Origin of the sequence: Promicromonospora sp. NPDC090134 (assembly GCF_044746965.1) — a bacterium.
In the GTDB taxonomy this organism is placed as follows: domain Bacteria; phylum Actinomycetota; class Actinomycetes; order Actinomycetales; family Cellulomonadaceae; genus Promicromonospora.
The window spans coordinates 1-25,693 of record NZ_JBIVCZ010000021.1 but is presented as its reverse complement, the minus strand read 5'-3'; the positions used below and the strand labels follow the sequence as shown (position 1 = coordinate 25,693).

Sequence of the window (25,693 nt, the reverse complement as noted above, 5' to 3'; positions counted from 1 at the left end):
ACCAGCCCCGTCGACTACGAGAAAAACACAACCACCACTACGCTCGCTACCGCGGCGTAAACCCACCCCGTGTCCACGAACCGGGGTCAAGGCCCATCCTGGTCGGCGTCTTCGCCGTCCTCCTGACCGCCGCGCTCACCTACTCGGGCTACCGGTTCATCCTGCGCCGCGGCATGAAGTCCGGCATCGCGATCGCCGCCGCGACCACGGCCGGCAACGCCGTGGCCACGCCCGCGATCATCGCCGGGGTGGACCCCACGTTCGAGCCGTACGTCGCGGTGGCGACGGCGCAGGTCGCCTCCGCCGTCCTGGTCAGCGCGATCCTGGCGCCGCTCCTCGCCAGCTTCGTGCTCAAGCGGCAGGGCGGCCTGCAGCCCGTGGACGACGCCGAGCCGGTCGCCACCGGGACCACCGCGGGCGAGGGGCGCGGCACCGCATGAGCGAGCACACCGTCGGGGTCGTCGCGGACGACCTGACCGGGGCCGGCGACTGCGTGGTGCAGTTCGCCCGCGCCGGCTGGACCAGCCACCTGGCCCTCGGCCGGGACCTGCCCTCCGCCGAGCGGGCGGCGGTCGCCGTCGTCACCGACGCGCGGGCCCAGGACGACGCCCTTGCGGCGGCCGCCACCGCGGCCGCCGTGCGGGCCCTGACCGACGCCGGGCGCCTCTACGTCAAGATCGACTCGACGATGCGCGGCAGCGTCGCGGCCCAGGTCACCGGGGCCCTGACCGCCTGGCGCGAGCGGGTCCCCGGCGCGTTCGCCGTGGTCTGCCCGAGCTACCCCGCGCTGGGGCGGACGGTCAGCGAGGGCGTGCTCCTGGTCGGCGGCGTACCCGTCGCCGCGACGGCCGCCGGGCACGACCCCGTCACCCCGGTCCGCACGAGCGACCTGACCGCGCTCCTGCCGGGCTCCGTCCGGGTGCCAGCCGACGGCGACGCCGCGGCCCTGGCGGACCGCCTCACCGAGGCGTCCGCGGCCGCGGACGTCGTGGTGGTCGACGCCCTCGACGACGCCGGGCTGGAGCGCCTCGCCGACGCCGTCGTGCTGCTCGGCGCCCGCGGCGTCCCGGTCGGCTCCGCCGGGCTGGCCGCGGCCCTGGCCCCGCGCTGGGGCGGCGACCGCGCCGCACCGGGCCGGCCCCGGGTCGCCGTCAGGCGGACGCTCGTGGTGCTGAGCTCCCTGAACGAGGTCTCCCGCGGGCAGGCCGAGGAGCTGCTGCGCGCCGAGCCCGGCACGCTGCTGGTCACCCCGGAGGCCGGGACCGGCCCGGACGAGGCGGCAGCGCGGGCGTTGGGCGCCGCGACCGAGCCCCCCGCGACCGTGCTGGTCCGTACCCCCGAGCCCACGGCGCCCGCCGGCACCGGACGGGAGCGGGCCACCCGCGCGGCAGCCGAGCTGGCCGACCTGGTCGCCGCCGTCACGGAGCGGACCCGCCCCCACGCCGTCGTCCTCATCGGGGGCGACGGCGCCCGCGCCGTGCTCGCCCGGCTCGGGGCCCGCAGCGTGCGGGTGGCCGGCGCCGTTGCCGAGGGCGTGCCGCTCGGCCGGCTGGAGGGCGGGCCGGCGCACGGCACCGTCGTCGTCACCAAGGCGGGCGGGTTCGGCACCCGCCGGACCGTCGTCGACGTCCTCGAAAGCCTGAGATCGTACTCTTCGCACCAGGAGGTAAACCCTTGAGCATCCCCACCCTCGCCGTCACGCTCGGCGACGTCGCAGGTATCGGCCCGGAGATCACGGCCAAGGCCCTGCTCGGCCACGACGACCTGCGCGCCCTGTGCGTACCCGTGGTCGTGGGCGACGCCGGCGCGCTGCGCCGCGCCGTCTCCGCGATCGGCGGCGACCCGGAGCGGGTCCGCGTGATCGCGTCCCCGGCCGAGGCCACCAACACGCCGGGCACGATCGAGCTGCTCCAGACCGGCCCGTCGCTGGCGGACGTGCCGGTCGGCGAGATCAGCGCGGCGGCCGGCGACGGCGCCTACCGGTTCGTGGTCGAGGCCTGCCGGCTGGCCCGGGAGGGGCAGGTGGACGGCATCGTCACGCCCCCGCTGAACAAGGCCGCGATGCACGCGGGCGGGCACAGGTGGCCCGGGCACACGGAGCTGCTGGCCCACGAGTTCGGCGTCAAGAACTTCAGCCTCGTGCTGTCGGCGGGCGACCTGTACTTCTTCCACCTGACCACGCACGTCTCGCTGCGCCAGGCCATCGAGGACATCACGCCGGAGCGCACCCGCGACGTGCTCGACCTGGCCGGCGCGTTCACGGCGGCGCTGGGCCGCCCGGACGAGGCCATCGGGCTCGCGGGCCTGAACCCGCACGCCGGCGAGAACCGCCTGTTCGGCGACGAGGACGCCGACGTCCTGGCCCCCGCGGTCGAGGCCGCCCGTGCCCGCGGCCTCAACGCCCACGGCCCGCTCCCGGCCGACGCCCTCATCCCCGCTGCGGTCAAGGGGAAGTGGAACATGGTCATCGCCTGCTATCACGACCAGGGCCACGCCCCGTTCAAGGCCGTGTACGGCGACGACGGCGTGAACATCACCGTGGGCCTGCCCGTGGTGCGCGTCTCCGTGGACCACGGCACCGCGTTCGACATCGCCGGCCAGGGCATCGCCCGGGAGGCCAGCCTCGTGCTCGCGATCGAGCGGGCGGCCGGTCTCGCGCCCGGCTGGGACCACGTCTGGCGGACGGCGCAGCAGGCCACGCCGAGCGCGGCGAGCTGACCGTGGCCCGCCCCGCACCCGACGGCCAGCCGCTCCACCGGCGCATCGGCAGCGAGCTGCGCGCGCAGATCCTGGGGCGCACGCTCGCGCCCGGCGCGCAGGTGCCCACCGAGGCCGAGCTGCAGGAACGCTACGGCGTCTCCCGCTCCGTGGTCCGCCAGGCCCTGGCGGCGCTGGAGCAGGAGGGCCTCGTGGAGCGCCGCCGGGGCCGGGGCACGACCGTCCGGGAGCGCGGCGAGCTGCACCGCCTGGTGCAGCGTGTCCCGGGCCTGTCGACCCAGGTCGAGGGCGAGGGCGTGCACGTCACCACGCGCATCCTGGAGCTCGGGCTGGAGCCGGCCTCGGAGGCGACCGGCGCCCTCGCCTCCGACCGGGTGCTGCGCCTGCGGCGGCTGCGCGGCGCCGGGGGCGAGCCGCTCGCCCTCATCGAGACCTGGCTGCCCGAGGAGCTCGGCGACCTGAGCGCCGAGGAGCTGACCGACACGTCGCTGCACGCCACGATCCAGCGCCGGTTCGGCACGCACGTCGTGGCCGGCAAGCGGCAGGTGCGGGCCGTGAGCGCCGACGGCGAGACGGCGGAGCTGCTCCAGGTCGCCGCCGGGGCGCCGGTGCTGCTGCTCGAGGGCACCAGCACCGACGAGGCCGCGCGGCCCGTCGAGGTGTTCCGCACGTGGCACCGCGCGGACCGGGTGGTCTTCGACATCAACGTGATCCGCGAGCCCGACGCCACGAACCTGGCCGGGACAGGCACCCCCGCCTCCACCGGGCCGGTCGGCACCACGAACCTCCGCGAGCGGCTGGACGCGCTCGGCCGCGAGATGCTCGACCTGGCCCGGGAGCTGGAGCGCGCCGAGGACCGCTGAGCCGCGCCCCTACCCGACCGCGGGCACCCAGTCCTCGTCGTCCAGGACCCAGGCCCTGCCCTCCGGCTCCGGCCGGACCGTGTCGACGAACCAGCAGGTCTCGTCGGGGTTCCACCCGGCGATGACGCTCGCCGTGTCGTCGCCGACGGGGATCGCGGTACCCGCCGCCGCGAGGTAGGCGGCGGCGGTGAGGTGCACGGCGTCGTGGTCGACGGCGACCGCCGCCCAGTCGGGCAGCACCCAGGGCCCGTCCCGGCCGGTGGTGCGGTACCAGTCGTGCCGCTTCTGCGCGGTCACCTCCAGCGGGTACTCGCGGCAGAGCGCGGCCCACGCCCCGGCGCCGTCCACCTCGTACACCCGCGCGCCGGCGGGGACGTCGACCCGGTGGGTCACGGCCCGCTCCCACCCCATGTCGTCCTCCACCAGCCAGAGCCCCGCCGGGCCGTGGCCGCCGAGGCCGCGCAGGGTGTGCGTCAGGTCCCACGGCGGGCCGGACCACCAGGTGCCGCTCAAGGACGCCGTGGGGTCGGCGGGCCGCTGCGTCCGGGCGTCCCGCTCCTCCTTGAGGACGTCGACGCGCCACCGTTCGAGCCGCTCGGTCGCACTGACGGAGCCGGGCGTCCGGTCCGGGTCCCAGGTGACCGCGTGCTGGTCCGTGCGGTCGACCGGCGCGCTCCACCAGCCGACGGCGGCCGCGGAGCCCACGACGTGCGCGGCGACGCGCTCCAGGGCGGCGCGCACCACGGGCAGGGCGGCGAGCGCGTCCTCGCCGTCGGGCTCCTGCCAGTAGCGGGCGACCGTCACCGCGTGGGCGAGCGTGCGCAGCGCGGTCTCCTGGTCGACCTCCGCGAGGGAGACGCCGTCGAGCAGGGTCGCCACGGACCCGGGTGTGGCCTCCACCGGCTCGGCGGCACAGGTTCCAGTTCCGACACTGACCAGCACCACCGAGTGGCCGCGGCCCGGGTCGAGCTCGTAGCCGGCCCACATCGCGGCGCCCGAGAACGGCGCCTCCGGCCGGTCGGGGTCGGCCGCGAGCTCCTCGGAGCGGCGCGCGTACTCGAGCAGGAACCGGCGCCCGCGCCAGCCGTTCAGCAGCTCGTCCGGTGTGATCGTCATGCCTGTCTCCCCTGGTCGGCGCCCTCGCACGGTAGCCCGGGCCGCTCCGGGCGGCCGAGGCTTTTGCGCCCTGCGGGCCGGCTCAGGCCGGCACGAGGCCCCGGACCTGGCGCGCCAGCGTGGGCCAGACGACGGGCGGCAGGTCGTGCCCCACGTCGTCGAGCACCATGAGCTTGGCGCCCGGGATCGCCCGCGCCGTGGCGCGGGCCGCCGCCGTCCGCACCAGGGGGTCGGCCGCGCCGTGCACGACGAGCGTCGGGGTGCGCATCTCGCGCAGCCGGGGCCCGTGCCACACCGCGCGGAGCTGCCGGCCCATGGCCCGCATGTCGCGTGGGCCGCAGTCGAGCCCGCGCTCGATCCGTGCGCGGGCCGCTTCCTCGTCGACGGGGTACGCGGGCGACGCCATGGCCCGGGCGACGGCGAGCGCGGACGCGATGTCGCCCTCCCGGCTTCGGGGATGCAGCGCGACGGCGTTCCGCGTGATCAGCCCGTACCGCAGGTGCCGCAGGGCGCCGAGGCCGGACGCGTCGCTCGGCGGGGCGTCGCACGAGACGAGCCCGAGCGTCCGCTCCGGGTGGCGCAGCGCGAACCGCTGCGCCACGACGCCGCCCTGGGAGTGCCCCACGACCACGGCGCGCCGCCAGCCGACGGCGTCGAGCACGGCCGCCGCGTCGTCCACGACGTCCTCGGCCGCGTACGGCACGCTGCCCCCGCCGAACAGGGCCGCCCACGAGACGCGCCGCTCGCTCACGCCGAACCGGGTCGACTCCCCGGTGTCCCGCTGGTCGAAGCGGACCACGTCGAACCCCTGGGCCGCGAGCGCCCGGCAGAGGCCGTCGGGCCACCAGAACCGCGACATGGCCAGGCCCATCAGGAGCAGCAGGGGCGTGCCCTCACCCCGCCCGAACCGGTCGTACGCGAGCTGGACGTCGCCGTTGCGCGCGAAGCGGGTCGGCGACCAGGTGTCATGGTCGATCACCCCAACGATTCTCGCTCAGCGGCCTGCGCTCGGCGCGGGGGAACGGGCGGCGCCGGCTCAGCGCTCCCGCAGCGCCGCCGCCAGCTCGCGCCGCGAACCGATCCCGAGCTTGCCGAAGACCTTGCGCAGGTGCCACTCCACGGTGCGCGGGCTGAGGAACAGCTCCGCGCCGATCTCCGGGTTGGTCCGGCCCGCCACCGCCAGGCGCGCGATCTGCGCCTCCTGCGCCGTCAGCCCGTCCGCCGGCCCGGCGCTGCGGCTGCGGACCGTCTCGCCCGTCGCCGCCAGCTCCCGGCTCGCCCGCCCCGCGAAGCCCTCCGCGCCCGCCGCGGCGAACACCTCGTGCGCCGCGCGCAGGTGCTCCCGCGCCGCCGCACGCCGGTTCTCGCGGCGCAACCACTCGCCGTACAGCAGGCGGGCCCGGGCCGTCAGCACCGTGAGCCGCGTACCGCCCAGCAGGTCGGCCGCCTCCCGGTACCGGTCCTCCGCGGCGGCCGCCGGACCCGCCAGCGCGTCCGCGAGCGCCTGCGCGCCCAGCGCCCAGGGCGTCCCCGCGGCGGCGGTGCGCTCGGTGAGGCGCTCGCGCGCCTCGGCGGCCGCCCCCGCCTCCCCGGCGCGCGCCGCGGCCTCGACCAGCTCGCCGAGGCTCCAGCCGGTCAGGGCGAGGTCGTCGTACGCGACGGCGCGGCGCGCGGCCGCCAGGGCGGCCGGGTACCGGCCGAGCCCGTTGTGCAGCACGGCCTCGGCGTAGCCCGCCAGGCCGAGCCAGCGGCCCTCGCCGCGTGCCTCGGCCTCGCGGACGGTCGCGTCGATCAGGCGTGTCGCGGGCTCCTCGACGCCCCGGTGCGCGGCGAGCGTGAGCGCGGCGGACGGGTGCGGGGGCAGGTTCGCGAAGGACTCGGCCTCGCGCAGCAGGTCGGACGACTCGGCGAACCGGCCCTCCGCCACCAGGGCGCCGGCGCGGAAGGTCAGGGCCGTGGGCAGCACCGTGCGGGCGCCGGTCGTCCGGGCGGCGGCGAGCGCCTGCTCGGTGAGCCGGAACCAGGCCGCGTCGTCCCACAGCTCGTGCGCCACCGGCGCGGACAGCCACAGGAGCGCCGCGTCGTCGTCGGCCGGCGCCGCGAGCGCGTCGCGCAGGTGCGGCACGGCGGGTCCGTAGCCGGCGGTGTACCGCACGGCGAGCCCGGTGAGGAACAGACCGGTCGCGTCCGGCCCGGCCGGCACGGCGCGCGCCGCCTCGGCCGCGCGCCGCAGGGCGCCGTCGCCGAGCCGGCCCGCGTGCACGGCGGCACCGAGCGCCCAGAGGTACGCCTCCCGGGCCGCCGCCGGGTCGAGCTGGTCCAGTCGCCGCGCGGCCTCCAGCAGGGGTCCGACGGCGCCCCTGCCGTGGTCGCGCGCGAACGCGACCTGGGCCCGCAGCCGCTCCGCCCCGGCCCGCTGCAGCGGGTCGAGCGGACCCAGCTCCGCGGCCGACAGCAGGCCGGGTATCCCGTCGAGGGCGCCGGCGGCGAACCGGGCGCGCGCGGCGGCCAGGACGCGCCCGGCCCGGAGCTTCGGGTCCTGGGTCAGCTCGGCGGCGCGCTCGAGGAACGCCGCCGCGGCGGATCGCCCGCCGCGCGCGAGCGCCCGGTCGGCGGTGCGCTCCAGCTCTCCGGCCACCTCGTCGTCCGGCCCGAGCGCGGCGTGCGCCCGGTGCCAGGCGCGGCGGTCGGGGTCCTGCGCCGGGTCGGTCACCTCGGCGAGGGCACGGTGCGCCGCGCGGAGCTCGGCAGGCGTGGCCGAGCGCCAGCAGGCGGAGCGCACCAGCGGGTGGTGGAACCGCACGCGGGCGCCGAACCGGACCAGCCCCGCGGCCTCGGCCGCCGCGGCGGCGTCCGGCGCGACCCCGAGCCGGTCGAGGGCGCGCCACAGCAGCGGCACGTCGCCCACGGGTTCGACGGCGGCGGTGAGCAGGAGCGTCCGGGTGTCCGGCGGGAGCTCGGCGACGCGCCGCTGGAAGCCGTCCTCGACCTGGTCCGCGACGGGCGTCGGGCTCGGGGCGCCGAACCCGAAAGCGAGCTCGGCCGGCGTCAGGCCGCGGGGCAGCTCCAGGAGCGCGAGCGGGTTGCCGCGCGTCTCGGCGAGGATCCGCGCCCGGACGTGGTCGTCGACGTGACCCGGCAGCGCCGTGTCGAGCAGCGCCCCGGCGTCGGCGTCCGGGAGGCCGCCGACCCGCAGCTCGGGCAGGCCCGGGAGCATCTGCTCGTCGCCGGGGCTGCGCAGGGCGAGGACCAGGGCGACCGACTCGGCCTGGAGGCGGCGGGCCACGAAGGTCAGGATCACCTCCGACATCCGGTCGACCCACTGGACGTCGTCCACCACGCAGACGAGCGGCCGCTCGGCCGCGGCCTCGGCGAACAGCCCGAGCACCGCGAGGCCGACCAGCAGCGCCTCGGGCGGCCGGCCGGCGCTCAGGCCGAAGGCCGTGGCGAGGGTGTCGCGCTGCGGTTCGGGCAGCCGGTCGAGGTGCTCCAGGAGCGGCGCGCAGAGCTGCTGCAGGGCCGAGTAGGCGACCTCGGACTCCGGCTCCACGCCGACCGTGCGGACCACCCGGGCGCTCCCCGCCCGCGCCGACAGGTGGTCCAGCAGCGCCGTCTTGCCGATCCCCGCCTCGCCCCGCAGCACCAGCACCCGGCTGTGCCCGGCCCGGACCTCACGCAGCAGCTCGTCGAGCGCGTCCGTCTCACGCCGCCGACCGCGCAGCACCGTCTCGCTCCGCACACGCACCTCCCCGCGGAGGTTACACCGGGCGGGGCGCTCACCCGGGGGCGGCGGGTCAGAGCCGGTCCGCGTCCACCACGGCGCGGGCGAACTCGGCCGGCGCCTCCTGGGGCACGTCGTGGCCGACGCCGCGGAACGTCCGGTGGTCGTACGGCCCCACGAACTTGTCCCGGTAGCCCGTGCCGTTGCCGGGCGCGGTGAAGGGGTCGAGCTCGGCGTCGATCGTCACGGTGGGCACGCCTATGGCCGGCCCTGCCGCCAGCCGGGCCTCGACCTCGTCGAACCGCGGGTCGCCGTCGGCCAGGCCGAGGCGCCACCGGTAGTTGTGCAGCACGATCGCGGCGTAGTCCGGGTTGGTGAACGCGGCGGCGGTCCGGTCGAAGGTCGCGTCGTCGAAGTCCCACGTGGGCGAGCTGAACTTCCACACCACGCGGGCCAGCTCCTTGCGGTAGTGCTCGTCCTGGAGCCCGAGCCGACCGCGCTCGGTGGCGAAGTAGTACTGGTACCACCACGCCCACTCCCGCGCGGGTTCGATGGGCGTCTGGTTGGCCGCGCGGTTGGTGATCAGGTAGCCCGACACCGACACGAGCGCCCGGACCCGCTCGGGCCACAGGGCCGCGACGATGTCCGCGGTGCGGGAGCCCCAGTCGTAGCCCGCCAGCACCGCGCGCCGGATGTGGAGGGCGTCCAGCAGCGCGACGACGTCGCGCGCGACCACCACCTGCTGGGCGTTGCGGAACGTGTCCGGCGACAGGAACGTGGTGCTGCCGTGGCCCCGCAGGTACGGCACGATCACCCGGTAGCCGCGCGCCGCGAGCAGGGGCGCCACCTCGGCGTAGGCGTGGATGTCGTACGGCCAGCCGTGCAACAGCACCACCGGCCGGCCCCGGGCAGGCCCGAGCTCGGCGTACCCGACGTCGAGCTCGCCGGCGCGGACCTGCTTGATCACGGGGAACGACGGCGTGGGCCGGACGGGGGCGGCGGCGGGCTCGGCGGCCGCCTCGGGCAGGGCGGCACCGCCCACCGCGGCGGAGGTCGCGAGGAGGCCGGCGGTCCGTACGAATGTCCTTCTGTCCATGGCCCTAACCCTCGCGCCGCGGCCCCGGGGGCGCACCAGGGTGTCTCCCTGGGGCGGGCCCGGGTGTCGCCGGGCCAGGCTGTGCACCATGAACAAGCTAGTCATGCTGGTCACGGCGGCGCTGTCGGTGTCGGCGGCGGGGCTCCTCCCGCTCGCGGCACCGGCGAGCGGCCCTGCCGAGGACGCCCACCCCACGTCGTCGTGCGCCCCCGTGCCCGTCTCCGCGCCGCGCGGCGCCCAGGTCGAGTCCGTGACCGCGCAGGCCTTCCCCGCCGGGACCGTCACCTTCCCCGAGGCGCAGCCGCCCCTCCAGACGCCCGCCCCCATCCCCGACGTGCCCGCGCGGTGCGACATCACGGTGACCCTCACGCACGGCCGGGCCGGCGACCACGAGACCGTCAAGGTGTCGCTGCCGCAGGACCGGGCCGACTGGTCGGGCCGCTTCCAGGCCACCGGCGGGAGCGCGTACCTGGCCGGCGACCTGGGCGCCACCCTGGTGGCGGCCGTGAAGAACGGATACGCCGCGGCGGCCACCGACGCGGGGATCGGCCAGTCCGCGGCCGACGTCAGCGGCTGGGCGCTGACGTCGGACGGGCGCGTGAACGGGCCTCTCCTGGAGAACTTCGCGTCCCGGTCGGTCCACGACCTCGCGGTGGTCGGCAAGTCCGTGACCAAGGAGTTCTACGGGAGCAAGGCCACCTACTCCTACTGGAACGGCTGCTCCACGGGCGGCCGCCAGGGGTACGTGGCGGCGCAGGAGTACCCGAAGGACTTCCAGGGCATCCTGGCGGGCGCGCCCGCGGTGAGCTGGGACCGGTTCGCCGTGGCCACGCTGTGGCCGCAGGTCGTGTTCAACGAGGAGGACGTCGCTCCCGCACCGTGCGAGATCGAGGCGTTCAACACCGCCGCGGTCGACGCCTGCGACTCGATCGACGGCGTGCGGGACGGCATCATCGACGACCCGCAGGACTGCACGTGGGACCCGCGGGAGCTGGTCGGCACCCAGGTGGACTGCGACGGTGCGACCTACACCATCAGCTCGGACCTCGCGGACGCCGTCCGCAAGATCTGGCAGGGTCCGGTCAGCCGGTCCGGACGGCCGCTCTGGTACGGCCCGAACAAGGGCGCCGCGTTCAACTGGCTCGCCACGCCCGGCAAGCCGTTCGTGGTGGCCGACCAGTGGGTCAAGTACTTCGTCGCGCAGGACCCGCAGCTCGACACCGCCCACCTGACCTACCGGCAGTTCGAACAGCTCTTCGCGAAGTCGCAGCACGACTTCCACTCCGTGATCGGCAGCGATGACCCGGACCTGTCCGCGTTCGCCCGCTCCGGCGGCAAGCTGCTGAGCTGGCACGGCCAGGCCGACCAGCTCGTCCCCACCCAGGGCACCGTCGACTACCGCGAGCGCGTCAACCGGGCCCTGGGCGGCAACGCCCAGGTCGACTCCTTCTACCGGCTGTTCCTGCCGCCGGGCGTGAACCACTGCGGCATCGGCACGGACCCGCTGGTGACCCTGGTGGACTGGGTCGAGAAGGGGAAGGCCCCCGCGACGCTGCCCGCCGTCGTCACCGAGCGTGACGGCCGGACCGTCACCCGTGAGGTCTGCCGCTATCCGCTGGTGACCCGCTACCAGGGCGACCCGGCCGACGGCGCCGACTACCGCTGCGTCGCGGCGTCCTGATCCGTTGTTGACGAGCGGCGGCCCCGGAAGGGGCCGCCGCTCACGTGCTCAGTGGGTCAGCTTGAGCCCGATCACGCACCCGATCAGGCCCGCGATCAGCAGCACGCGGACCACGGAGACCGGCTCGGCGCCGGTGACCATGGCCCAGACGACGGTGGTCGCGGCGCCGATGCCCACCCAGACGGCGTAGGCGGTACCCACGGGCAGCTCCCGCAGGGCGAACGCGAGCCCGCCCATGCTGGCCACGAGGGCGACGCCGAAGACGATGCTCGGGACGACATTGCTGAAGCCCTCCGAACGGCTCAGCGCGGTGGCCCAGACGGCCTCGAGAAGGCCGGAGACGACAAGAACGATCCAGGACATGGTGTGCTCCTCAGATGCCGTCTTGTCGCACACCGGGTACGGCAACCCTCGTCCGGGAACCTCTGCGGGTTCTGACCCGATTCTCGCACGCCTCAGCCGGCCGGCTCGAAGCTGCGCCCGTCGAACCCGATGAAGCTGTGCACGTCGGTGGCCGGGAAGGTGAGCGCCCGGCCGGTGCAGTCGGTGCTCTCGTAGACCCGGATGCCCGTGGCGGTCTCGTTGAGCTCGGCGTGGACGACGTACGGCAGGGTCGTGCAGCCGGTGCCGGCGTCCGGGTAGGTCACGGTCTGCCCGGTGAAGGCGCCGGACCAGAACGTGAGGTCCCCGTCGGCGGCGGAGGCCGACGTCGGGACGGCGACGGCCAGCAGCCCGCCCAGAGCGAGGGCTGCGGCGGCGAGACGCTTCGAGGCACGGATCATGGTGTTCTCCTTCGAGAAGGTCGGAGTCATGAACGCGACCGCACACGGGCGGTCACCCCTACGACGGTTTCAGCGGGCGAAAAGTTCACCCGAATCAGGTGATTTCTCCGGCAGACCCCGACTTTCGTTCCCTCGCGGCCAAAACCTCCCGCTCAGCGCGGGCGGAACCCACCCCTCGCGGTTACTTTGAAGTGCGGATCGGGCATACCACCGATGCGCTCCGATTCCATCGGATGGCCGTCGAGAACGGGGCAGTCATGGATTTCTGGGATTTCTTCTGGCTGATGGTCTACAGCTTCTTCTTCGTGGCATACCTCATGGTGCTGTTCCAGATCGTCGCGGACCTCTTCCGTGACCGCGAGCTCTCGGGCTGGTGGAAGGCCCTGTGGATCATCTTCCTGATCTTCCTCCCGGTCCTCACCGCGCTCGTGTACCTCATCGCCCGCGGCCGCGGGATGGCCGAACGGCACGCCGCCGGGATGGCGCAGGCCCAACAGGCGACCGAGAGCTACATCCGCGACGTCGCGTCCGGGCCCTCGCCGTCCGACCAGATCACGAGCGCCAAGGCCCTCCTCGACGCCGGCACGATCACGCCGGCGGAGTTCGAGCGGCTGAAGGCCAAGGCATTGGTCTGACCCGTGAACGAGTCCGCGGCAGAAGGCGCCGACCCGCCCGACGTGACCGCCCGTCTGGCCGCCCTGGAGCGCGAGAACGCCGAGCTCCGGCGGCGGCTGGACGTGGCGGCCGCCGAGCCGGCGCCGTCCGCTCCGGCCCCGGAACACCACCGGGCCCGGAGCGCGACCGCCGTCGTGCTGATCCTCCTGGGCGCGCTGCTGGCCCCCGTCGGCGTGGTCGCCGCCTGGGCGGAGCGCACCCTCACCGACACCGACCGCTACGTCGCGACGGTGGCACCCCTGGCCCAGGACCCGGTCGTGCAGCAGGCGGTCGCGGGCCGGATGACCAGCGCCGTCATGCAGCGGATCGACGTCGGGGCGCTGCTCAAGGACGTGCAGGACGGACTCAAGGAACGCGACATCGCTCCCCGGGCCGCGCAGGCGATCACCGCGCTGGAGGGTCCGCTGACCAGCGGGGTGGAGTCGTTCGTCCGCAACGCCTCGGACCGGGTGGTCGAGAGCGACCAGTTCGAGAACGCCTGGGACCAGGCCAACCGGGTGGCGCACGAACAGCTCGTGGACGTCATGCAGGGCAACGAGGGCGACGTCGTCCAGGTGGGCCAGAACGGGCAGCTCACCATCCAGCTCAGCGGGCTGATCGACGTGCTCAAGCAGCGGCTCGTCGACCGCGGCCTCACCCTGGCGGGCAACCTGCCCACCATCAACGCCTCGTTCACCATCATGGAGTCCAGCCAGCTCACCGAGATCCGGAACCGGTACGCCCAGGTCGTCGCCCTCGGCACCTGGCTCCCGTGGATCGTCCTGGTCCTGCTGGGCGCCGGCGTCGCCGCCGCGACGCACCACCTGCGCGCCCTGGTCGTCGCGGGCCTCGCACTCGCCGCCGCGATGGTGGTCCTGGGGATCGGGCTCGCGGTCGGGCGCGGGCTGTACCTCGACGCGCTCAGCGGGAAAGTGATGCGGCTCGACGCCGCGCAGGCCGTGTTCGACCAGCTCGTCTCGTTCCTGCGCGTCACGTTGCGCACCGTGGGGGTGCTCGGCCTGGTCGTCGCGCTGGCCGCCTACCTGGGCGGGTCGAGCGCGTCGGCACGCGGCCTGCGGTCCGGGATCAGCAAGGGGATGAGCCGTACCCGCAGGTGGGCCGAGGGCCGGGGCGTGTCCACCGGCGCCACCGGCGTGTGGCTCGCGCGCTACCGCGGTGTCGCCCGCGCCGCCGTCATCGCGCTCGCCGCCCTGGTGATCCTGCTCGCCGGCAGCCCCACGCCGGCGCTGATCGTCGGTGTCGCAGCCGGGGCCGTGGTGCTCATCCTGCTGATCGAGCTGGTTGCCCGGCCGGGAGCCGCCGAACCACCGCCGTGACCGCCTCGCGGCCGGCGCGGTTGGCGCCGACCGTCGACTGCGACGGCCCGAACCCGATGAGGTGCACCCGCGGCTCGGCCGCGACCTGCGTGCCGGCCATGGCGATGCCGCCCAGCTCGTTGCGCAGCCCCAGCGGGCCGAGGTGGGCGAGGTCGGCCTTGAACCCGGTGGCCCAGAGGATCGTGTCGAGCGGCGTCAGGCCCCCGTCCGCCTCGCGGACGCCGTCCGGCTCGATCGCGGTGAACATCGGCCGCCGCTCCAGGGCGCCGCGCTCCTTCGCGGCCAGGGCGTACGGCGTCCAGATCAGACCGGTGTAGGAGACGACGCTGCCGGTGGGCCGGCCCGCCTCGACGTCGGCCATGACCTTGGCGATGGTCTCGCGCCCGAGCGTCTCGCTGCGGAACTCGTCGTGGAAGACCGGCTCACGCCGCGTGTACCAGCGGGTGGTCGCCACGCGCGAGATCTCCTCCAGGAGCTGGAGGGCCGAGATGCCGCCGCCCACGACGGCCACGCGCTGCCCCGCGAGGTCCTGGGCCCGCACGTAGTCACGGGTGTGGAGCTGCCGCCCGCGGAACGTGTCCTGCCCGGGGTAGTGCGGCAGCACGGGGTTGGTCCAGGTGCCGGTGGCGTTGATGACGGCGGTGGTGGTCCAGGAGCCGCGGTCGCTGGTCACGACGAGGTCGCCGTCCGGGTCGTCGTCGGCGCGGCGGACGGCGACGACGTGGACCGGGCGCAGGATCGGGAAGCCGAACGTGCGCTCGAAACCCGCGAAGTAGCGCGGGACGGCCACGCGGCTGGCCTCCTCCTGGTCGACGGCGGGCTGGGCCAGCCCCGGCAGGTCGAAGATCCCGTTGACCGTGGCCATCCGCAGCGACTCCCAGCGGTGCTGCCAGGCCCCGCCGGGCGCGGGGTTCGCGTCGAGCACCACGAAGGTGCGCTCCGCCTCCGGCTGGTCCACGGCGCTCACGAAGCCGCGGCGCTGCAGGTGGTACGCCGCGGAGAGCCCGGCCTGCCCTGCCCCGATCACCACGACGGTCGCCCGCCTCAGGATGTCGCTCACACCAGGGACAACAGCCGACCGCGACGGTTGTTCCGCCTAGGCAGGGGTTGTGATGCGCCGCACGGCCTCGGTGACCGTCTCGGGCGGTGGCGCCTCGGTGTCCAGGGCGCGATGGATGGTCAGCCCCTCGATGAGGGCGTCCAGCATCCGCGCCGTGACCGGGTCGAAGTGGCGCTCCAGCGCCGCCCGGGACCGCGCCATCCACGCGTTGGTCAGCTCGCGGTAGGCGGGCTCCCGGGACGCGAGCGTGTACAGCTCGTGGGTCAGCACCAGGTCGCGCTGGGTGCCGAACACGTCCTCCGTGATGATCGCGACGACGGCCGCCCGGGCGCTCTCCAGGTCGGTCGCCGCGCTCATCCGCCGCTCGAAACCGTCGCTGCCGGCGCGCGCGAACCGGCCGAACGCCTCGCGCAGCAGCTCGTCCATCCCGGCGAAGTGGTAGGTCATCGACCCGAGCGGCACGTCGGCGGCGGCCGCCACCTTGCGGTGCGAGACGCCGGCGACCCCCACCTCGGCGATCAGGTCGAGGCAGACGTCGATGATCCGGCTCCTGCGGTCGGGGTCGTGCCGGCGCCCGGTCACGGTCAGCCCTCGGCGATCTCGCGGACCACGCGGGCGGGGTTGCCGACGGCGACCACGTTCGCCGGCAGGTCGCGCGTGACCACCGCGCCGGCCCCGACCACCGTGTTGTCGCCGATGGTCACGCCCGGGCAGACGATCACGCCGCCGCCGAGCCACACGTTGTCACCGATCGTGATGGGCAGCGCGGCCTCCAGCTTGTCCCGGCGCGGGGTGGGCTCCACGGGGTGGGTCGGCGTGAGGAGCTGCACGTTAGGCCCGATCTGGCAGTCGGCGCCGATGGTGATGGTCGCGACGTCGAGGGCCGTGAGGTTGTAGTTGGCGAAGGTGCGCGGGCCGACGTGGATGTTCCCGCCGTAGTCGACGAACAGCGGCGGCTTGATGAACGCGTCCTCGCCCAGGGTGCCGAGCAGGTCGTCCAGGATCGCGCGGGCCCCGTCGTCGTCGGCCACCACCGCGCGGTGGTAGGCGTCGGCGAGGGCGAGGCCGCGCTGGGCGAGCCGGACGCTCTCCGGGTCCTGCCCGCCGACGTAGAGGTCGCCGGCGAGCATGCGCTCGTGGTGGGTGCGGGGGTCGCCGGCGAAGTAGTCGTGAGCCATGGGCACAGCGTAGCGGGCGATGTGTACGACCGTACGTAACGCGGGTACGCTCGTGCGCATGCCGCTCCCCCAGGACACCCGTCCGCCGCTCGCCGTCCGGCGCGCCCGCGCCGCCGTCGGCGCGCTGTTCCTGACCAACGGCGCCCTGTACGCCAACCTGGTGCCCCGGCTGCCGGAGATCAAGACCGCGCTCGACCTCGACAACGCGGCGTACGGCCTGGCCATCGCCGCGTTCCCGACCGGCGCGATCGTCTCGGGCCTCGGCGCCGGGTACATGGTGCGCCGCTTCGGGTCGGCGCGCGTCGCCGTCGTCGGCACCGTCCTGACGGGCCTGGGCACGCTGGCGGCCGGCCTCTCGCCGTCGTTCGCCCTGCTCGTGGCCGCCCTGTTCCTCGGCGGCGCGTCCGACTCGATCACCGACGTGGGGCAGAACACCCATGGCCTGCGCGTGCAGCGCCGGTACGGGCGGTCCATCATCAACGGCTTCCACGCCGTGTGGTCCATCGGCGCCGTGCTCGGCGGGTCGATGGCCGCGGGCGCCATCGCGCTGGGCCTGCCGCTGGACGTGCACCTGGGCATCTCGCTGGGTGTCTTCGCGATCGTGGCGCTCGTCGCCCTGCGGTTCCTCCTGCCGGGTCGGGACGACGACGCGGCCGACGACGCGGGTTCTCCCCCAGCCGCCCGTCTCCGCGGGCCGCGGCTGAGCGTGCGCACCCTGGCGATCGTCGCCGCGCTCGTGCTCATCGGCATCGGCGGCGCCCTGGTGGAGGACGCCGGCAGCTCGTGGGCGACCCTCTACCTCTCGACCGACCTCGGCGCACCGGTCGCACTGGCCGCCACCGCCTACGTATCGCTCGTCGGGGCCCAGACCGTGGGCCGCCTGCTGGGCGACCGCCTGGTGGACCGCTTCGGCCAGCGCACGGTCGCCTGCGCGGGCGGCGTGATCATCGCTCTCGGCATGGGGCTGGCCCTGGCCTGGCCCACCGTGCCGGGCACGATCGCCGGGTTCGCCGCCGCGGGCTTCGGCAGCGCGACGCTCATCCCGGCCGCCATGCACGAGGCCGACGAGCTGCCCGGGCTGCGCCCCGGCACCGGCCTGACCATCGTGTCCTGGCTGCTGCGGCTCGGGTTCCTGCTCTCCCCGCCCCTGGTCGGCCTGGTCGCCGACTCGGTGGGCCTGCGCACCGGCCTGCTCGTGGTGCCGATCGCGGGCGTCCTGGTCGTGGGCCTGTCCGGGGTGCTGCGGCGCCGTGCCACGTAGATAGAGTCGTGGCATGTCCGCGAGATCAGCCGCACCCGTCCTCAGCCCGGCGGGGACACGCGTCTTCCAGGAGCTGGTCAGGAGCGGGGACGCCTCACGGACCGCCCTGGCGCGCGACACCGGCCTGACGCCGGGCGCGATCACGCGCGCGGTGCGCCCGCTGCTGGAGGCGGGGCTCCTGCTGGAGACCGGCGACCGGGCGTCGACCGACGGCGCCCTGGGGCGGCCCGCCACGATGGTGACCCTGCAGGCGGAGGCCCACCTGTCGATCGGCGTGAAGGTCACCGCCGACCAGCTCTTCGGCGTCGTCTGCGACCTGCGCTGCCGCGTGCTGGACGAGGTCACGGTGGCGGTGCGCGACCACGGCCCGGAGGCGATCGTGGGGCAGATCGTGGAGCTCGTGGACGGCCTGCGGGCCGGGCGGCCCGCGGTCGGCAGCGTCGGCCTCGCCGTCTCGGGCGACGTCGACGCCGTCTCCGGGCACGTGGCCTACTCGCCGTTCCTGGCCTGGCGGGACGTGCCGCTCGGCGACGAGGTCGCCCGGCGCACCGGGCTCACGACGACGGTCGAGAACGACGTGCGCGCCCTGCTGACCGGCGAGCGCTGGTACGGGGTGGGCCGCGGGATCTCGTCGCTGGCGCTCGTCACGGTCGGCACCGGCATCGGGTGCGCGCTGCTGGTCAACGGGCAGGTGGTGCACGGCGGCTTCGGCGTGGCCGGCGAGGTGGGCCACGTGCTGGTCGACCCCGAGGGGCCCCTGTGCCACTGCGGCAACCGGGGGTGCGTCGAGGCCATCGCGGGGTCGGCCGGGATCCTGGGGCGCATGGCGGAGGCCGGGTTCGACGGGCTCGGCATCGGCGACGTGGCGGACCTCGCCCGCGCGGGCCAGCCCGACGCCGTGCGGGTGCTCTCCGACGCGGGCCGCGCCGTCGGGATCGGCATCGCCACCATCGCCAACCTGCTGGGCGCCCAGCACATCGTGATCACGGGCGAGGCGATCGGCAGCCGGTCCGGGCCGGCCGCCGTCGACGGGCCGGTCGGCGAGCAGGACTACGACGTGATGGACCCGCACGTGCGCAGCGCGTTCGAGCAGCGGGCCTTCGGCTCCGCCGCGCGCTCGGCCATCGAGCTGCGGCCGCTGCGGTTCGTGGACTGGGCGCGGGGCGCGGCGGCGTGCGCCGTCGAGCACTTCGTGACGGGCTACGGGCGGTCCTAGAAACCCCGCCAGATCTCGCGGCCGAGGCCGGGGTCTTGATCGCCGCCAGATGGTACCGATCGGTCTCATCACCTGCTACGGTCTGGACCCATGACAGTCGACGACCTGGACAGGGACCCGAGCGCCACGGCGGGAGTGCGCGCGTCCAACCTCGCCGTGGAGATCGAGAGCGGCGGCATCCCGCTGATCGGCGTCCTCTACCTCCCGGCGGGTCCCGGACCGCACCCGGTCGCCGTGCTGCTGCACGGGTTCCCCGGGCACGACGCCAACCAGGACCTCGCCCAGGGGCTGCGCCGGGTCGGCTACGCCGTGGTGGTGTTCCACTACCGCGGTTCCTGGGGCGTGGGCGGATCCTGGTCGTGGTCGAGCTGCCTGGAGGACGCCCAGGCGGTCGTCGGGACGATCCTCGCCGGCGACGACCCCGCGTTCGCCAGGCTCGACCCGGGGCGCGTCGCACTGCTGGGCCACAGCTTCGGCGGGTTCGTCGCGCTCCAGGTGGCGGCCGCCGAGCCCCGGGTCCGGGCGGTGGCCTCGTTCGCGGCCTTCGACTTCGGGGTCGCGCTGCAGGAGATCCGGGACGAGCCCGACGCCCGCGGTGCCCTGCACGACGCCTGGGCGGGCCAGCTCGCACCACTGCGCGGGACCAGCGCCGACGCGCTGATCGAGGAGATGGAGGCCGCCGGGGACGCCTGGAGCCTGCGGAGGCTGGCGCCCGCCGTCGCGCACGTGCCGGTCCTCCTCGTCGGCACGGGGCGGGACACGGTCGCACCGGCCCGGACCCACCACACGCCCCTGGCCAGGGCGTTCGTCGCAACCGGCGCCCCGCGGTTCGAGCACCTGGTGCTCGACACGGACCACGCGCTCGCCGACCACCGGCTCCGCCTCGCGCGGGAGGTCACCGGGTTCCTGGACCGGCACCTGCGGTGAGGACGCCCGTCGCGCGGTTGTGGACGGCCGTCGCGCTCGGGTACGTGGCACTTGGCGCCACCCTGGATGTGGTGCCCACCGACCTCGCGCTGCGCCTGGGCGCGGGCCCGTCCACGGCGGCCGCCGTGACCGGCGTCGCATTCCTCGCGACAGCGGTCACCCGCCCGTTCGCGGGCCTGCTCGCCGACACCGGCCGGGCGCGGGCCGTCGTCGCGACCGGGAGCCTGCTCGTCGCGGCGGGCGGCGCCGGGCAGATGCTCGGCCCGACGGTCGGCGCCGTCGTCGTCGGCCGGCTCGCCATGGGCGTCGGGGAGGCGGCGCTCTTCTCCGGCGCGCTGCCCTGGGTGCTGCATGGCGTGGCCGCCGGCCGGCGCGGCCGGGTCTCCGGCTGGTTCGGCCTCGCCATGTGGTCGGGTCTCGCGGCCGGGCCCGCGGTCGCGGTCGCGGCACGCATCGCGGGCGGCCCGGCGGCGGCATGGTCGGCCGTCCTGGTCGCACCCCTTGTCTCCGCCGCGCTCGTCCTGGCCACCCGGCCACCGCCCCGGCCCCGCGGTCGGGTCACCCGACCGCGCCTCGTCCGGCCCGCCTGGGCCCCCGCCGCCTACCTCGGACTCGCCGGCTACGCCTACGGGACGGTCGCGGCCCTGCTGGTCACCTATCTGGCGCGGGAGCAGCGGCTCGCGGGGCTGTCCCTCACGCTGTTCTCCGCCGGATTCCTCGCGGTCCGCGTGCTGGGCAGCCCTCTCGTCGACCGGTTCGGGCCGGTGCGGACCGGGGTTGTCCTTGCGGTCGTGGAGGCGCTCGCCCTGGCGGCCCTGCCGGCGGACCCGACACCGTTCCGGGCGCTGACGGTCGTCGCCGCGGGAGCGTGCGTCGCGCTCGCCTACCCGAGCGCAGCGTCCCGCACGCTCGCCGCGCGGGACGGCAAATCACCGGGCGCGGCCGTCGGCATCATGACGTCGTTCTGGGACCTCGGGTTCCTGGCCGCGGCCATGGCGGGCGCACTCGTCGTCCAGTGGTCCGGGTTCGGCGCGGCGTTCCAGGTGGCGGCGGCCGCGAGCCTGCTCGGGGCCGTCGCCCTGGCTACGGACCGACGACGTCCCGCGTGAGCTGGTCGAACACCAGCCGCGCCGTCGCACCTGCGTCCTGACCAGCCTGCCGGGCCCGGACCGGATCCATGGCGGCGACGACCGTCGCCCCCTCGAGCACCTGCAGGAGCCGCCGCGCGAGGGCATCGGGGTCGGGCGCCCCGGCGTCGGCGGCGATCTCGCGGAACAGGTCGACGTACCGGCCGAGGTGGGCGGCCGCGATCGCCAGGGTGTGCTCACCGCGGCTCTGGGTGGCGGCGTTGACGACGGCGCAGCCGCGGAACGCCTCCTCCTGGTACCAGGAACCGAGCGCCGCGAACACAGCGTGCAGGCGGTCGGCAGGGGCAGGCCCGGCACCTTCCGCCGCCGACCGCAGCCAGCGGTGGACACGCGCGCTGCGTTCGGCGAGCACCGCCTCGACCAGACCCTCCTTCGAGCCGAAGTGTCGGTAGAGCGTCATCTTGGAGATCCCGAGGACGGAGCAGCACTCCGCGACGCCGATCCCGTCGATGCCGCGGGCATAGAGAAGCGGACCAGCTCGCTCGATGATCTGCGCCCGCGTCCGGGCTGGGTCGAGCGTCGCACCCTTCGGAACTGGCATCCGATGATGGTACCGGTCGTTCTCGCAACCGCCGCGGGCGAGGGGTGCTCAGTCGTTCGGTTCGGCGCCGGAGATGTCGGCCAGGGCCGACGTCGGGTCCCGCTCGACGGCGAGATCCCCGATCGAGAGGATCCCGACGGCGATGTCGCCGTCGACCACCGGGATGCGCCGGACGGCGGCGCTGCGCATCATCTCGACGGCCGCCTCCACGGGGACGTCGGGGCCGACCGTGACGAGCTCCTCGCTGGCCACCTCGCCGACCATCGCCTCGAGGCCGAGGCCCTCGGCGAGCCCGCGAACCACCAGGTCGCGGTCGGTGACGATCCCGATGACGGTGGGCCCGGCCCGGACCACCAGGGCGCCGACCTCGTGGTCGGCCATCGCTCGCGCGGCGGCCTGGAACGTCTCGGACATCCCGATGGTGGTCGGCGCCGGTGTCATTACATCGGCGACGGTCTGCTGGACCATGGCGCGCTCCTTCCTGGGTGCGGCCGGTGGGGGGTGACCGCCCTCTGTCCACAGTGCGCCGCGGTGCGCTCACTCGCACGTCATGTGAGGCAAACGTTCGGCCCCCGCTCTCACTTTCCCGAAGTGGACGCAGGCGTCCGTTAGCGTCGCCGGCGTGACCAGAATGATGCGAGCAGTGACGATCGAACGGTTCGGCGACCCGAGCGGCATGGTGGTGGGCGAGGGCCCCGCACCGACCCCGGGGCCAGGGCAGGTCGTGATCGAGACCGAGGCGATCGGCGTGGGCGGGGTCGACGCGGTCATCCGGCGCGGGACGCTCGGCGAGTGGGGTTTCCGCCCGGGGCTGGTCCCCGGCAGCGAGGTCGCCGGCCGGGTGACGGCGGTCGGCGCCGGCGTGGACGCGGTGTGGGTGGGGCGCCGGGTCTGGGCGTTCACCGGCACGAGCGGCGGTTACGTCGAGCAGGCGGTCGCCCGGGTGGACGACGTCGTCGCGCTGCCCGCCGAGCTGTCGTCGGTCGACGCGGTCACCCTCGGGAGCTCGGCACCTGTGGCCCACTTCGCACTGGCGCACGCGCACCTCGCGCCCGGGGAGTCCGTGCTCGTGCGCGGTGCGGCCGGAAGCATCGGCATCGCGGCCGTGGAGCTGGCGGCCCGGGGCGGCGCGAACACCGTCGCGGTGACGACGTCGTCGGCCGAGCGCGGCGAGCGCCTGCGCGCCCTCGGGGCGACGCACGTGCTCGACCGCGCCGGGGAGGGCGACCCGGACGCCCCGGCGGCCTACGACGTGATCGTCGACATCGTGGGCGGGCCCGGCACCCCCGACTTCATCGACCGGCTCGCGCCGAACGGGCGCATGGTCGTGGTCGGCGCGATCGCGGGGATGCCGCCCGCGGACTTCGGCGCGCGCCTCCTGAGGGCGTTCCAGCAGTCCCGCTCGTTCGGGACGTTCAGCCTCGACACGGTCCCCGCGGCGGACCTCGGCGTCGTCCGCGCGGAGCAGTTCGCCGCCGCGGGACGCGGCGAGCTGCATGCCGTCGTGCACGAGGTGCTGCCCCTGGACCAGGCGGCCGAGGCCCACCGCCGGATGGACGCCGGGACGGTGTTCGGGCGGATCGTGCTGGTGCCCTGACTCAGGCGCGGAACGCCAGGTCGCGTGCCTGCCCCACGATCTCGGGCCAGAGCTCCTCCGGCAGCACGTGCCCCATCCCGGGATAGGCGCGCAGGACCGCTCCCGGGATCTGCCGGGCGATGTCCCGGCCGGCGGCGACCCGGACGAGCGGGTCGTCCTCGCCGGCGATCACCAGGGTCGGGACCCGGACCGTCGACAGGGGCGGCAGCCGGAAGGTCTGGGCCGTGGCGGTCTGCCGCTGCGCGGAGCGCGGGTCGCGGGGGCTCCTCCGGTGGCTGAGGTCCGCGGTCTCGCGGGCCCACTGCTCCGGGAACGGGTAGCCCTGCGCGTACATCGCGCGATAGACGGCGACCAGGAGCTCGGCGGGGTCGTCCTGGGTCGCCCGGCCCAGGCGGGCCAGCCGGGGGAAGGTGCCCAGGTGCAGGTAGGTCAGCGTGCGGAGCGGCCCGGCGGTGACGGGCGGCCCCGTCACGCTGACCAGGGAGCGCACCCGCGCGGGACGGTCGAGGGTCAGCGCCTGGGCCAGGCCGGCACCCATCGAGGCGCCCAGGATGTGGGCCGCGTCCCAGCCGACGGCGTCGAGCACCGCCTCGATGTCGTCGAGCATGTCCGCGCCCGTGTAGACGGGCCGGGTGCCGCCGAGGAGTGCCCGGAACGGGTGGTCGTCCGTGGGCGACTCGAGATGGGTGGAGAGCCCGGTGTCGCGGTTGTCGAAGCGCACGACGGCGAAGCCCGCGTCGACGAACTGCCGGCAGAGGGTGTCCGCCCACCAGACCATCTGGAAGTCCAGGCCCATGATCAGCAGCAGCGGCTCGCCCGTGGCGAGGTCGCCGAACGACTCGTAGGCGATCTCGATGTCGCCGTTGCGGGCGTAACGGGTCATGGGCCGAGCCGGGCGAGGAAGTCGCGGACGAGCGGGACCACCTCGTCGAGGTCGGTCTCGAGCAGCCAGTGGCCGCCGCCGAGGAGGTGCAGCTCGGCGTCCGGGTGGTCGCGGCGGTAGGCCGTGGCCGCGCCCTCGGGCATGTAGCCGTCGTGCGGGCCCCACACGATCAGGGTGGGCGGCCGGTGTTTCCGCAGGTACTCGCGTTCGCGGGGGAACCAGGCCAGGGTCGAGGGCTGGTCCTCCAGCAGCCGGACCAGGTTGGCCCGGCGTTCCTGTGTGGACATCAGCGCCCAGTGCAGGGTCCAGAGGTCGGGCGGGACACGGTCGACGACGTCGCCGGGCAGCTCGCCGGCGAACTCGTCGCGGAACCCGTCGAGGCTGACGTGCTTCGCGTAGGCGCGGCGGGCGTCGGGGCCGGGCTGCGCCCACAGCCTGCGGAGGGCGTCGTACTTGGGCCCGAACTCGTCCTCGTAGATGTCCCCGTTCTGGATGACCAGACCGGACACCCGGTCCGGGGCCGACATCGCGAGCCGGAACCCGAGCTGGGAGCCGTAGTCGTGCAGCCAGACCGCGTACCGGTCCAGGCCCAGGGCGTCGACGAAGTCGGCCAGGAAGGCCGAGTGGGCGTCGAAGGTGTACTCGAAGTCCTCGGCCGACGGGGTCCCGCTGTAACCGAAGCCGGGGAGGTCCGGGGCAAGCGTGCGCCAGCGATCGCTCAGGGCGGGCATCAGGTTCCGGTACACGAACGACGACGCCGGGTAACCGTGCGGCAGGAGCAGCACCGGCGCATCGGCCGGCCCTGCCTCCCGGTAGAAGACGTCGATCCCGTTCACGTCGAGACGGCGGTGCCGGGTCGGCGCGCTCATCTGGTCCTCCCTGCTGCCCTGGGGCGGCGCTTTGCGGGAATGGTCTTCTACCGTGCCATACGGGGCTTCCGTCCGCCGGGGGTTTCGGTCAGGGCGTCCTGGATCCGAGCATCGTCGAACCCCGTCCGTGGATGCCCCGCGAGCACAGTCAGGGGCGGTGCGCCCAGGACAGGTCAGCAGTGTCGACCCGGCGTGGTGCGCGTGGTTGTGGCCGCGGTCGTGGTCCCGATCCTGGTCGCCGCCCCGACCGGTAGGCGATCGGGCCGTTGCGGGGGTTGGTGTGGCACCCGATCTGGTAGCGGCTGCGCGGGGTGCGTCCGGCGCTGGGACCGCTCATGCCGACGGCCGGAGTCCAAGCCGGGGCGGCGAGAGGCTCGGGCGCCGAAGCCTGGTCCCGGACGGGTCCGGCGGGGCCGGTCACCGCTGCTTCAGGATGCACTGGAGCGTCACGAACCGCGGCCTTGTCACGAACGGGTACCGCGCCACCAGTCGGTGCAGTGCCGTGGTGCGGTGCGGGGCGGCCGGCCCTGACGGGTACCGGAGGTGCGGGCGCGACGAAGACGTAGGTGTGTCCCGTTGGTGTCACCGTCTCGACCGCGTCCCGGCCGTCGACCTGGGTGGTCTTCTGCCGCCAACCCGGTGATTGCTTGGCGTGGTTGCAGCGGGCGCACAGGCCCTGACCGTTGTCCAGGCTGGTTGGTCCGCCCTCCACGAATGGGGTGACGTGATCCAGGTGCCGGACCGGAGCGTCACACCACGAGCTCGCGCAGATGCCCTGCTCGCGGGCACGCAGGAGCGCGGCCAGGCCGTGGGGGTGGAACCTTGATGTCGACGTCGTGGCCAACAACCTGCCGTGCGGGCTGACATAGATGCTGCGCAGCCACGCCATGTCGGTCTCGATCGCATGCGCCGCCAGGTGCCGGGCCACCGGTGCCGGGACCGCGCCCACCCCCGCGGAAGTCCCTTCAAGGACCACAGCGGGTTCGTTCCCACCGGTCAGGAGGGTCTGGTCGGAGACGAGCAGGTTGATCGTGACCGGGACATC

26 protein-coding genes and 1 riboswitch are annotated in these 25,693 nt (G+C 75.0%); of the genes, 12 read left to right on the top strand and 14 right to left on the bottom strand.

The window, feature by feature from the left end:
- The 4 genes from ACIPN7_RS29795 to ACIPN7_RS29780 form a co-directional block, all read left to right on the top strand.
- On the top strand, positions 1 to 440 hold a 440-nt coding region (locus ACIPN7_RS29795; RefSeq protein WP_400550840.1), incomplete at its 5' end, for a 2-keto-3-deoxygluconate permease.
- On the top strand, positions 437 to 1,678 hold the full coding sequence (locus ACIPN7_RS29790) for a four-carbon acid sugar kinase family protein (RefSeq protein ID WP_400550838.1): 1,242 nt from the start codon (positions 437 to 439) through the stop codon (positions 1,676 to 1,678). The genes ACIPN7_RS29795 and ACIPN7_RS29790, both read left to right, overlap by 4 nt.
- A complete protein-coding gene (pdxA, locus tag ACIPN7_RS29785; protein WP_400550836.1) occupies positions 1,675 to 2,718 on the top strand; it encodes a 4-hydroxythreonine-4-phosphate dehydrogenase PdxA in 1,044 nt (347 codons plus the stop codon). Before ACIPN7_RS29790 ends, pdxA begins: the two co-directional genes overlap by 4 nt.
- A gap of 2 nt (positions 2,719 to 2,720) precedes the next feature.
- Positions 2,721 to 3,581 carry a GntR family transcriptional regulator gene (locus ACIPN7_RS29780; RefSeq protein WP_400550834.1) on the top strand — a complete coding sequence of 287 codons (861 nt, stop codon included), beginning with the start codon at positions 2,721 to 2,723 and terminating at the stop codon, positions 3,579 to 3,581.
- A gap of 9 nt (positions 3,582 to 3,590) precedes the next feature.
- Here the strand turns inward: ACIPN7_RS29780 and ACIPN7_RS29775 are convergent, their stop codons facing one another.
- From ACIPN7_RS29775 to ACIPN7_RS29760, 4 genes are all read right to left on the bottom strand, one after another.
- Positions 3,591 to 4,697, bottom strand: a complete 1,107-nt coding sequence (locus ACIPN7_RS29775) for a hypothetical protein (protein ID WP_400550832.1) — start codon at positions 4,695 to 4,697, stop codon at positions 3,591 to 3,593.
- 82 nt (positions 4,698 to 4,779) lie between these two features.
- Positions 4,780 to 5,676 carry an alpha/beta fold hydrolase gene (locus ACIPN7_RS29770; protein ID WP_400550830.1) on the bottom strand — a complete coding sequence of 299 codons (897 nt, stop codon included), beginning with the start codon at positions 5,674 to 5,676 and terminating at the stop codon, positions 4,780 to 4,782.
- Between the two features lie 57 nt (positions 5,677 to 5,733).
- Positions 5,734 to 8,436, bottom strand: a complete 2,703-nt coding sequence (locus tag ACIPN7_RS29765) for an AAA family ATPase (protein ID WP_400550828.1) — start codon at positions 8,434 to 8,436, stop codon at positions 5,734 to 5,736.
- A 55-nt stretch (positions 8,437 to 8,491) separates the two neighbouring features.
- Positions 8,492 to 9,514, bottom strand: a complete 1,023-nt coding sequence (locus ACIPN7_RS29760) for an alpha/beta fold hydrolase (protein ID WP_400550826.1) — start codon at positions 9,512 to 9,514, stop codon at positions 8,492 to 8,494.
- A gap of 88 nt (positions 9,515 to 9,602) precedes the next feature.
- Here ACIPN7_RS29760 and ACIPN7_RS29755 point away from each other — a divergent pair, with 88 nt between their 5' ends.
- The gene (locus ACIPN7_RS29755; protein WP_400550824.1) at positions 9,603 to 11,195 is read left to right on the top strand and encodes a tannase/feruloyl esterase family alpha/beta hydrolase; all 1,593 of its coding nucleotides are present in this window, start codon (positions 9,603 to 9,605) and stop codon (positions 11,193 to 11,195) included.
- Between the two features lie 48 nt (positions 11,196 to 11,243).
- Here the strand turns inward: ACIPN7_RS29755 and ACIPN7_RS29750 are convergent, their stop codons facing one another.
- Both ACIPN7_RS29750 and ACIPN7_RS29745 read right to left on the bottom strand, forming a co-directional pair.
- Positions 11,244 to 11,558: a DMT family transporter gene (locus tag ACIPN7_RS29750; protein ID WP_400550822.1), complete on the bottom strand. Its 315-nt coding sequence runs from the start codon at positions 11,556 to 11,558 to the stop codon at positions 11,244 to 11,246.
- A gap of 11 nt (positions 11,559 to 11,569) precedes the next feature.
- Positions 11,570 to 11,633, bottom strand: a riboswitch (guanidine-III (ykkC-III) riboswitch).
- Between the two features lie 17 nt (positions 11,634 to 11,650).
- Positions 11,651 to 11,977 (bottom strand): hypothetical protein, encoded by a 327-nt coding sequence (locus ACIPN7_RS29745; RefSeq protein ID WP_400550820.1) that lies wholly within the window; start codon positions 11,975 to 11,977, stop codon positions 11,651 to 11,653.
- Positions 11,978 to 12,234: 257 nt separating this feature from the next.
- Between ACIPN7_RS29745 and ACIPN7_RS29740 the strand changes: the two genes are divergently transcribed.
- Both ACIPN7_RS29740 and ACIPN7_RS29735 read left to right on the top strand, forming a co-directional pair.
- Complete coding sequence (locus ACIPN7_RS29740; protein WP_400550818.1) at positions 12,235 to 12,612, top strand: SHOCT domain-containing protein; 378 nt, start codon at positions 12,235 to 12,237, stop codon at positions 12,610 to 12,612.
- 3 nt (positions 12,613 to 12,615) lie between these two features.
- The gene (locus ACIPN7_RS29735) at positions 12,616 to 13,968 is read left to right on the top strand and encodes a hypothetical protein (protein WP_400550816.1); all 1,353 of its coding nucleotides are present in this window, start codon (positions 12,616 to 12,618) and stop codon (positions 13,966 to 13,968) included.
- Here the strand turns inward: ACIPN7_RS29735 and ACIPN7_RS29730 are convergent.
- Genes ACIPN7_RS29730 through ACIPN7_RS29720 form a run of 3 tightly spaced genes read right to left on the bottom strand, consistent with a single transcriptional unit; the run spans position 13,913 to position 16,206 of the window.
- A complete protein-coding gene (locus ACIPN7_RS29730) occupies positions 13,913 to 15,028 on the bottom strand; it encodes an NAD(P)-binding domain-containing protein (RefSeq protein WP_400550814.1) in 1,116 nt (371 codons plus the stop codon). The two genes, ACIPN7_RS29735 and ACIPN7_RS29730, sit on opposite strands and share 56 nt — an antisense overlap.
- A gap of 36 nt (positions 15,029 to 15,064) precedes the next feature.
- Complete coding sequence (locus ACIPN7_RS29725) at positions 15,065 to 15,610, bottom strand: TetR/AcrR family transcriptional regulator (protein ID WP_400550812.1); 546 nt, start codon at positions 15,608 to 15,610, stop codon at positions 15,065 to 15,067.
- Positions 15,611 to 15,612: 2 nt separating this feature from the next.
- The gene (locus ACIPN7_RS29720; RefSeq protein WP_400550810.1) at positions 15,613 to 16,206 is read right to left on the bottom strand and encodes a sugar O-acetyltransferase; all 594 of its coding nucleotides are present in this window, start codon (positions 16,204 to 16,206) and stop codon (positions 15,613 to 15,615) included.
- A gap of 58 nt (positions 16,207 to 16,264) precedes the next feature.
- On the opposite strand from ACIPN7_RS29720, the gene ACIPN7_RS29715 reads away from it, so the two are divergent.
- From ACIPN7_RS29715 to ACIPN7_RS29700, 4 genes are all read left to right on the top strand, one after another.
- Complete coding sequence (locus tag ACIPN7_RS29715) at positions 16,265 to 17,467, top strand: MFS transporter (RefSeq protein WP_400550808.1); 1,203 nt, start codon at positions 16,265 to 16,267, stop codon at positions 17,465 to 17,467.
- Between the two features lie 13 nt (positions 17,468 to 17,480).
- Positions 17,481 to 18,683, top strand: a complete 1,203-nt coding sequence (locus ACIPN7_RS29710; protein WP_400550806.1) for an ROK family protein — start codon at positions 17,481 to 17,483, stop codon at positions 18,681 to 18,683.
- A gap of 90 nt (positions 18,684 to 18,773) precedes the next feature.
- Complete coding sequence (locus ACIPN7_RS29705; RefSeq protein ID WP_400550804.1) at positions 18,774 to 19,610, top strand: alpha/beta hydrolase family protein; 837 nt, start codon at positions 18,774 to 18,776, stop codon at positions 19,608 to 19,610.
- Complete coding sequence (locus ACIPN7_RS29700; protein WP_400550803.1) at positions 19,607 to 20,719, top strand: MFS transporter; 1,113 nt, start codon at positions 19,607 to 19,609, stop codon at positions 20,717 to 20,719. Before ACIPN7_RS29705 ends, ACIPN7_RS29700 begins: the two co-directional genes overlap by 4 nt.
- Here ACIPN7_RS29700 and ACIPN7_RS29695 read toward each other — a convergent pair.
- Together ACIPN7_RS29695 and ACIPN7_RS29690 are read right to left on the bottom strand one after the other, a co-directional pair.
- The gene (locus ACIPN7_RS29695) at positions 20,694 to 21,299 is read right to left on the bottom strand and encodes a TetR/AcrR family transcriptional regulator (RefSeq protein ID WP_400550801.1); all 606 of its coding nucleotides are present in this window, start codon (positions 21,297 to 21,299) and stop codon (positions 20,694 to 20,696) included. The two genes, ACIPN7_RS29700 and ACIPN7_RS29695, sit on opposite strands and share 26 nt — an antisense overlap.
- Positions 21,300 to 21,347: 48 nt before the next feature.
- The gene (locus ACIPN7_RS29690; RefSeq protein WP_400550799.1) at positions 21,348 to 21,767 is read right to left on the bottom strand and encodes a CBS domain-containing protein; all 420 of its coding nucleotides are present in this window, start codon (positions 21,765 to 21,767) and stop codon (positions 21,348 to 21,350) included.
- 163 nt (positions 21,768 to 21,930) lie between these two features.
- Here ACIPN7_RS29690 and ACIPN7_RS29685 point away from each other — a divergent pair, with 163 nt between their 5' ends.
- Positions 21,931 to 22,896, top strand: a complete 966-nt coding sequence (locus ACIPN7_RS29685; protein ID WP_400550844.1) for a zinc-dependent alcohol dehydrogenase family protein — start codon at positions 21,931 to 21,933, stop codon at positions 22,894 to 22,896.
- A 1-nt stretch (position 22,897) separates the two neighbouring features.
- Here the strand turns inward: ACIPN7_RS29685 and ACIPN7_RS29680 are convergent, their stop codons facing one another.
- The 3 genes from ACIPN7_RS29680 to ACIPN7_RS29670 form a co-directional block, all read right to left on the bottom strand.
- The gene (locus ACIPN7_RS29680) at positions 22,898 to 23,779 is read right to left on the bottom strand and encodes an alpha/beta fold hydrolase (protein ID WP_400550797.1); all 882 of its coding nucleotides are present in this window, start codon (positions 23,777 to 23,779) and stop codon (positions 22,898 to 22,900) included.
- Positions 23,776 to 24,648, bottom strand: coding sequence for an alpha/beta fold hydrolase (locus ACIPN7_RS29675; protein WP_400550795.1), 873 nt, complete (start codon positions 24,646 to 24,648; stop codon positions 23,776 to 23,778). Before ACIPN7_RS29675 ends, ACIPN7_RS29680 begins: the two co-directional genes overlap by 4 nt.
- A gap of 148 nt (positions 24,649 to 24,796) precedes the next feature.
- The gene (locus ACIPN7_RS29670) at positions 24,797 to 25,537 is read right to left on the bottom strand and encodes an HNH endonuclease (protein ID WP_400550842.1); all 741 of its coding nucleotides are present in this window, start codon (positions 25,535 to 25,537) and stop codon (positions 24,797 to 24,799) included.
- Positions 25,538 to 25,693 lie beyond the last annotated feature (156 nt).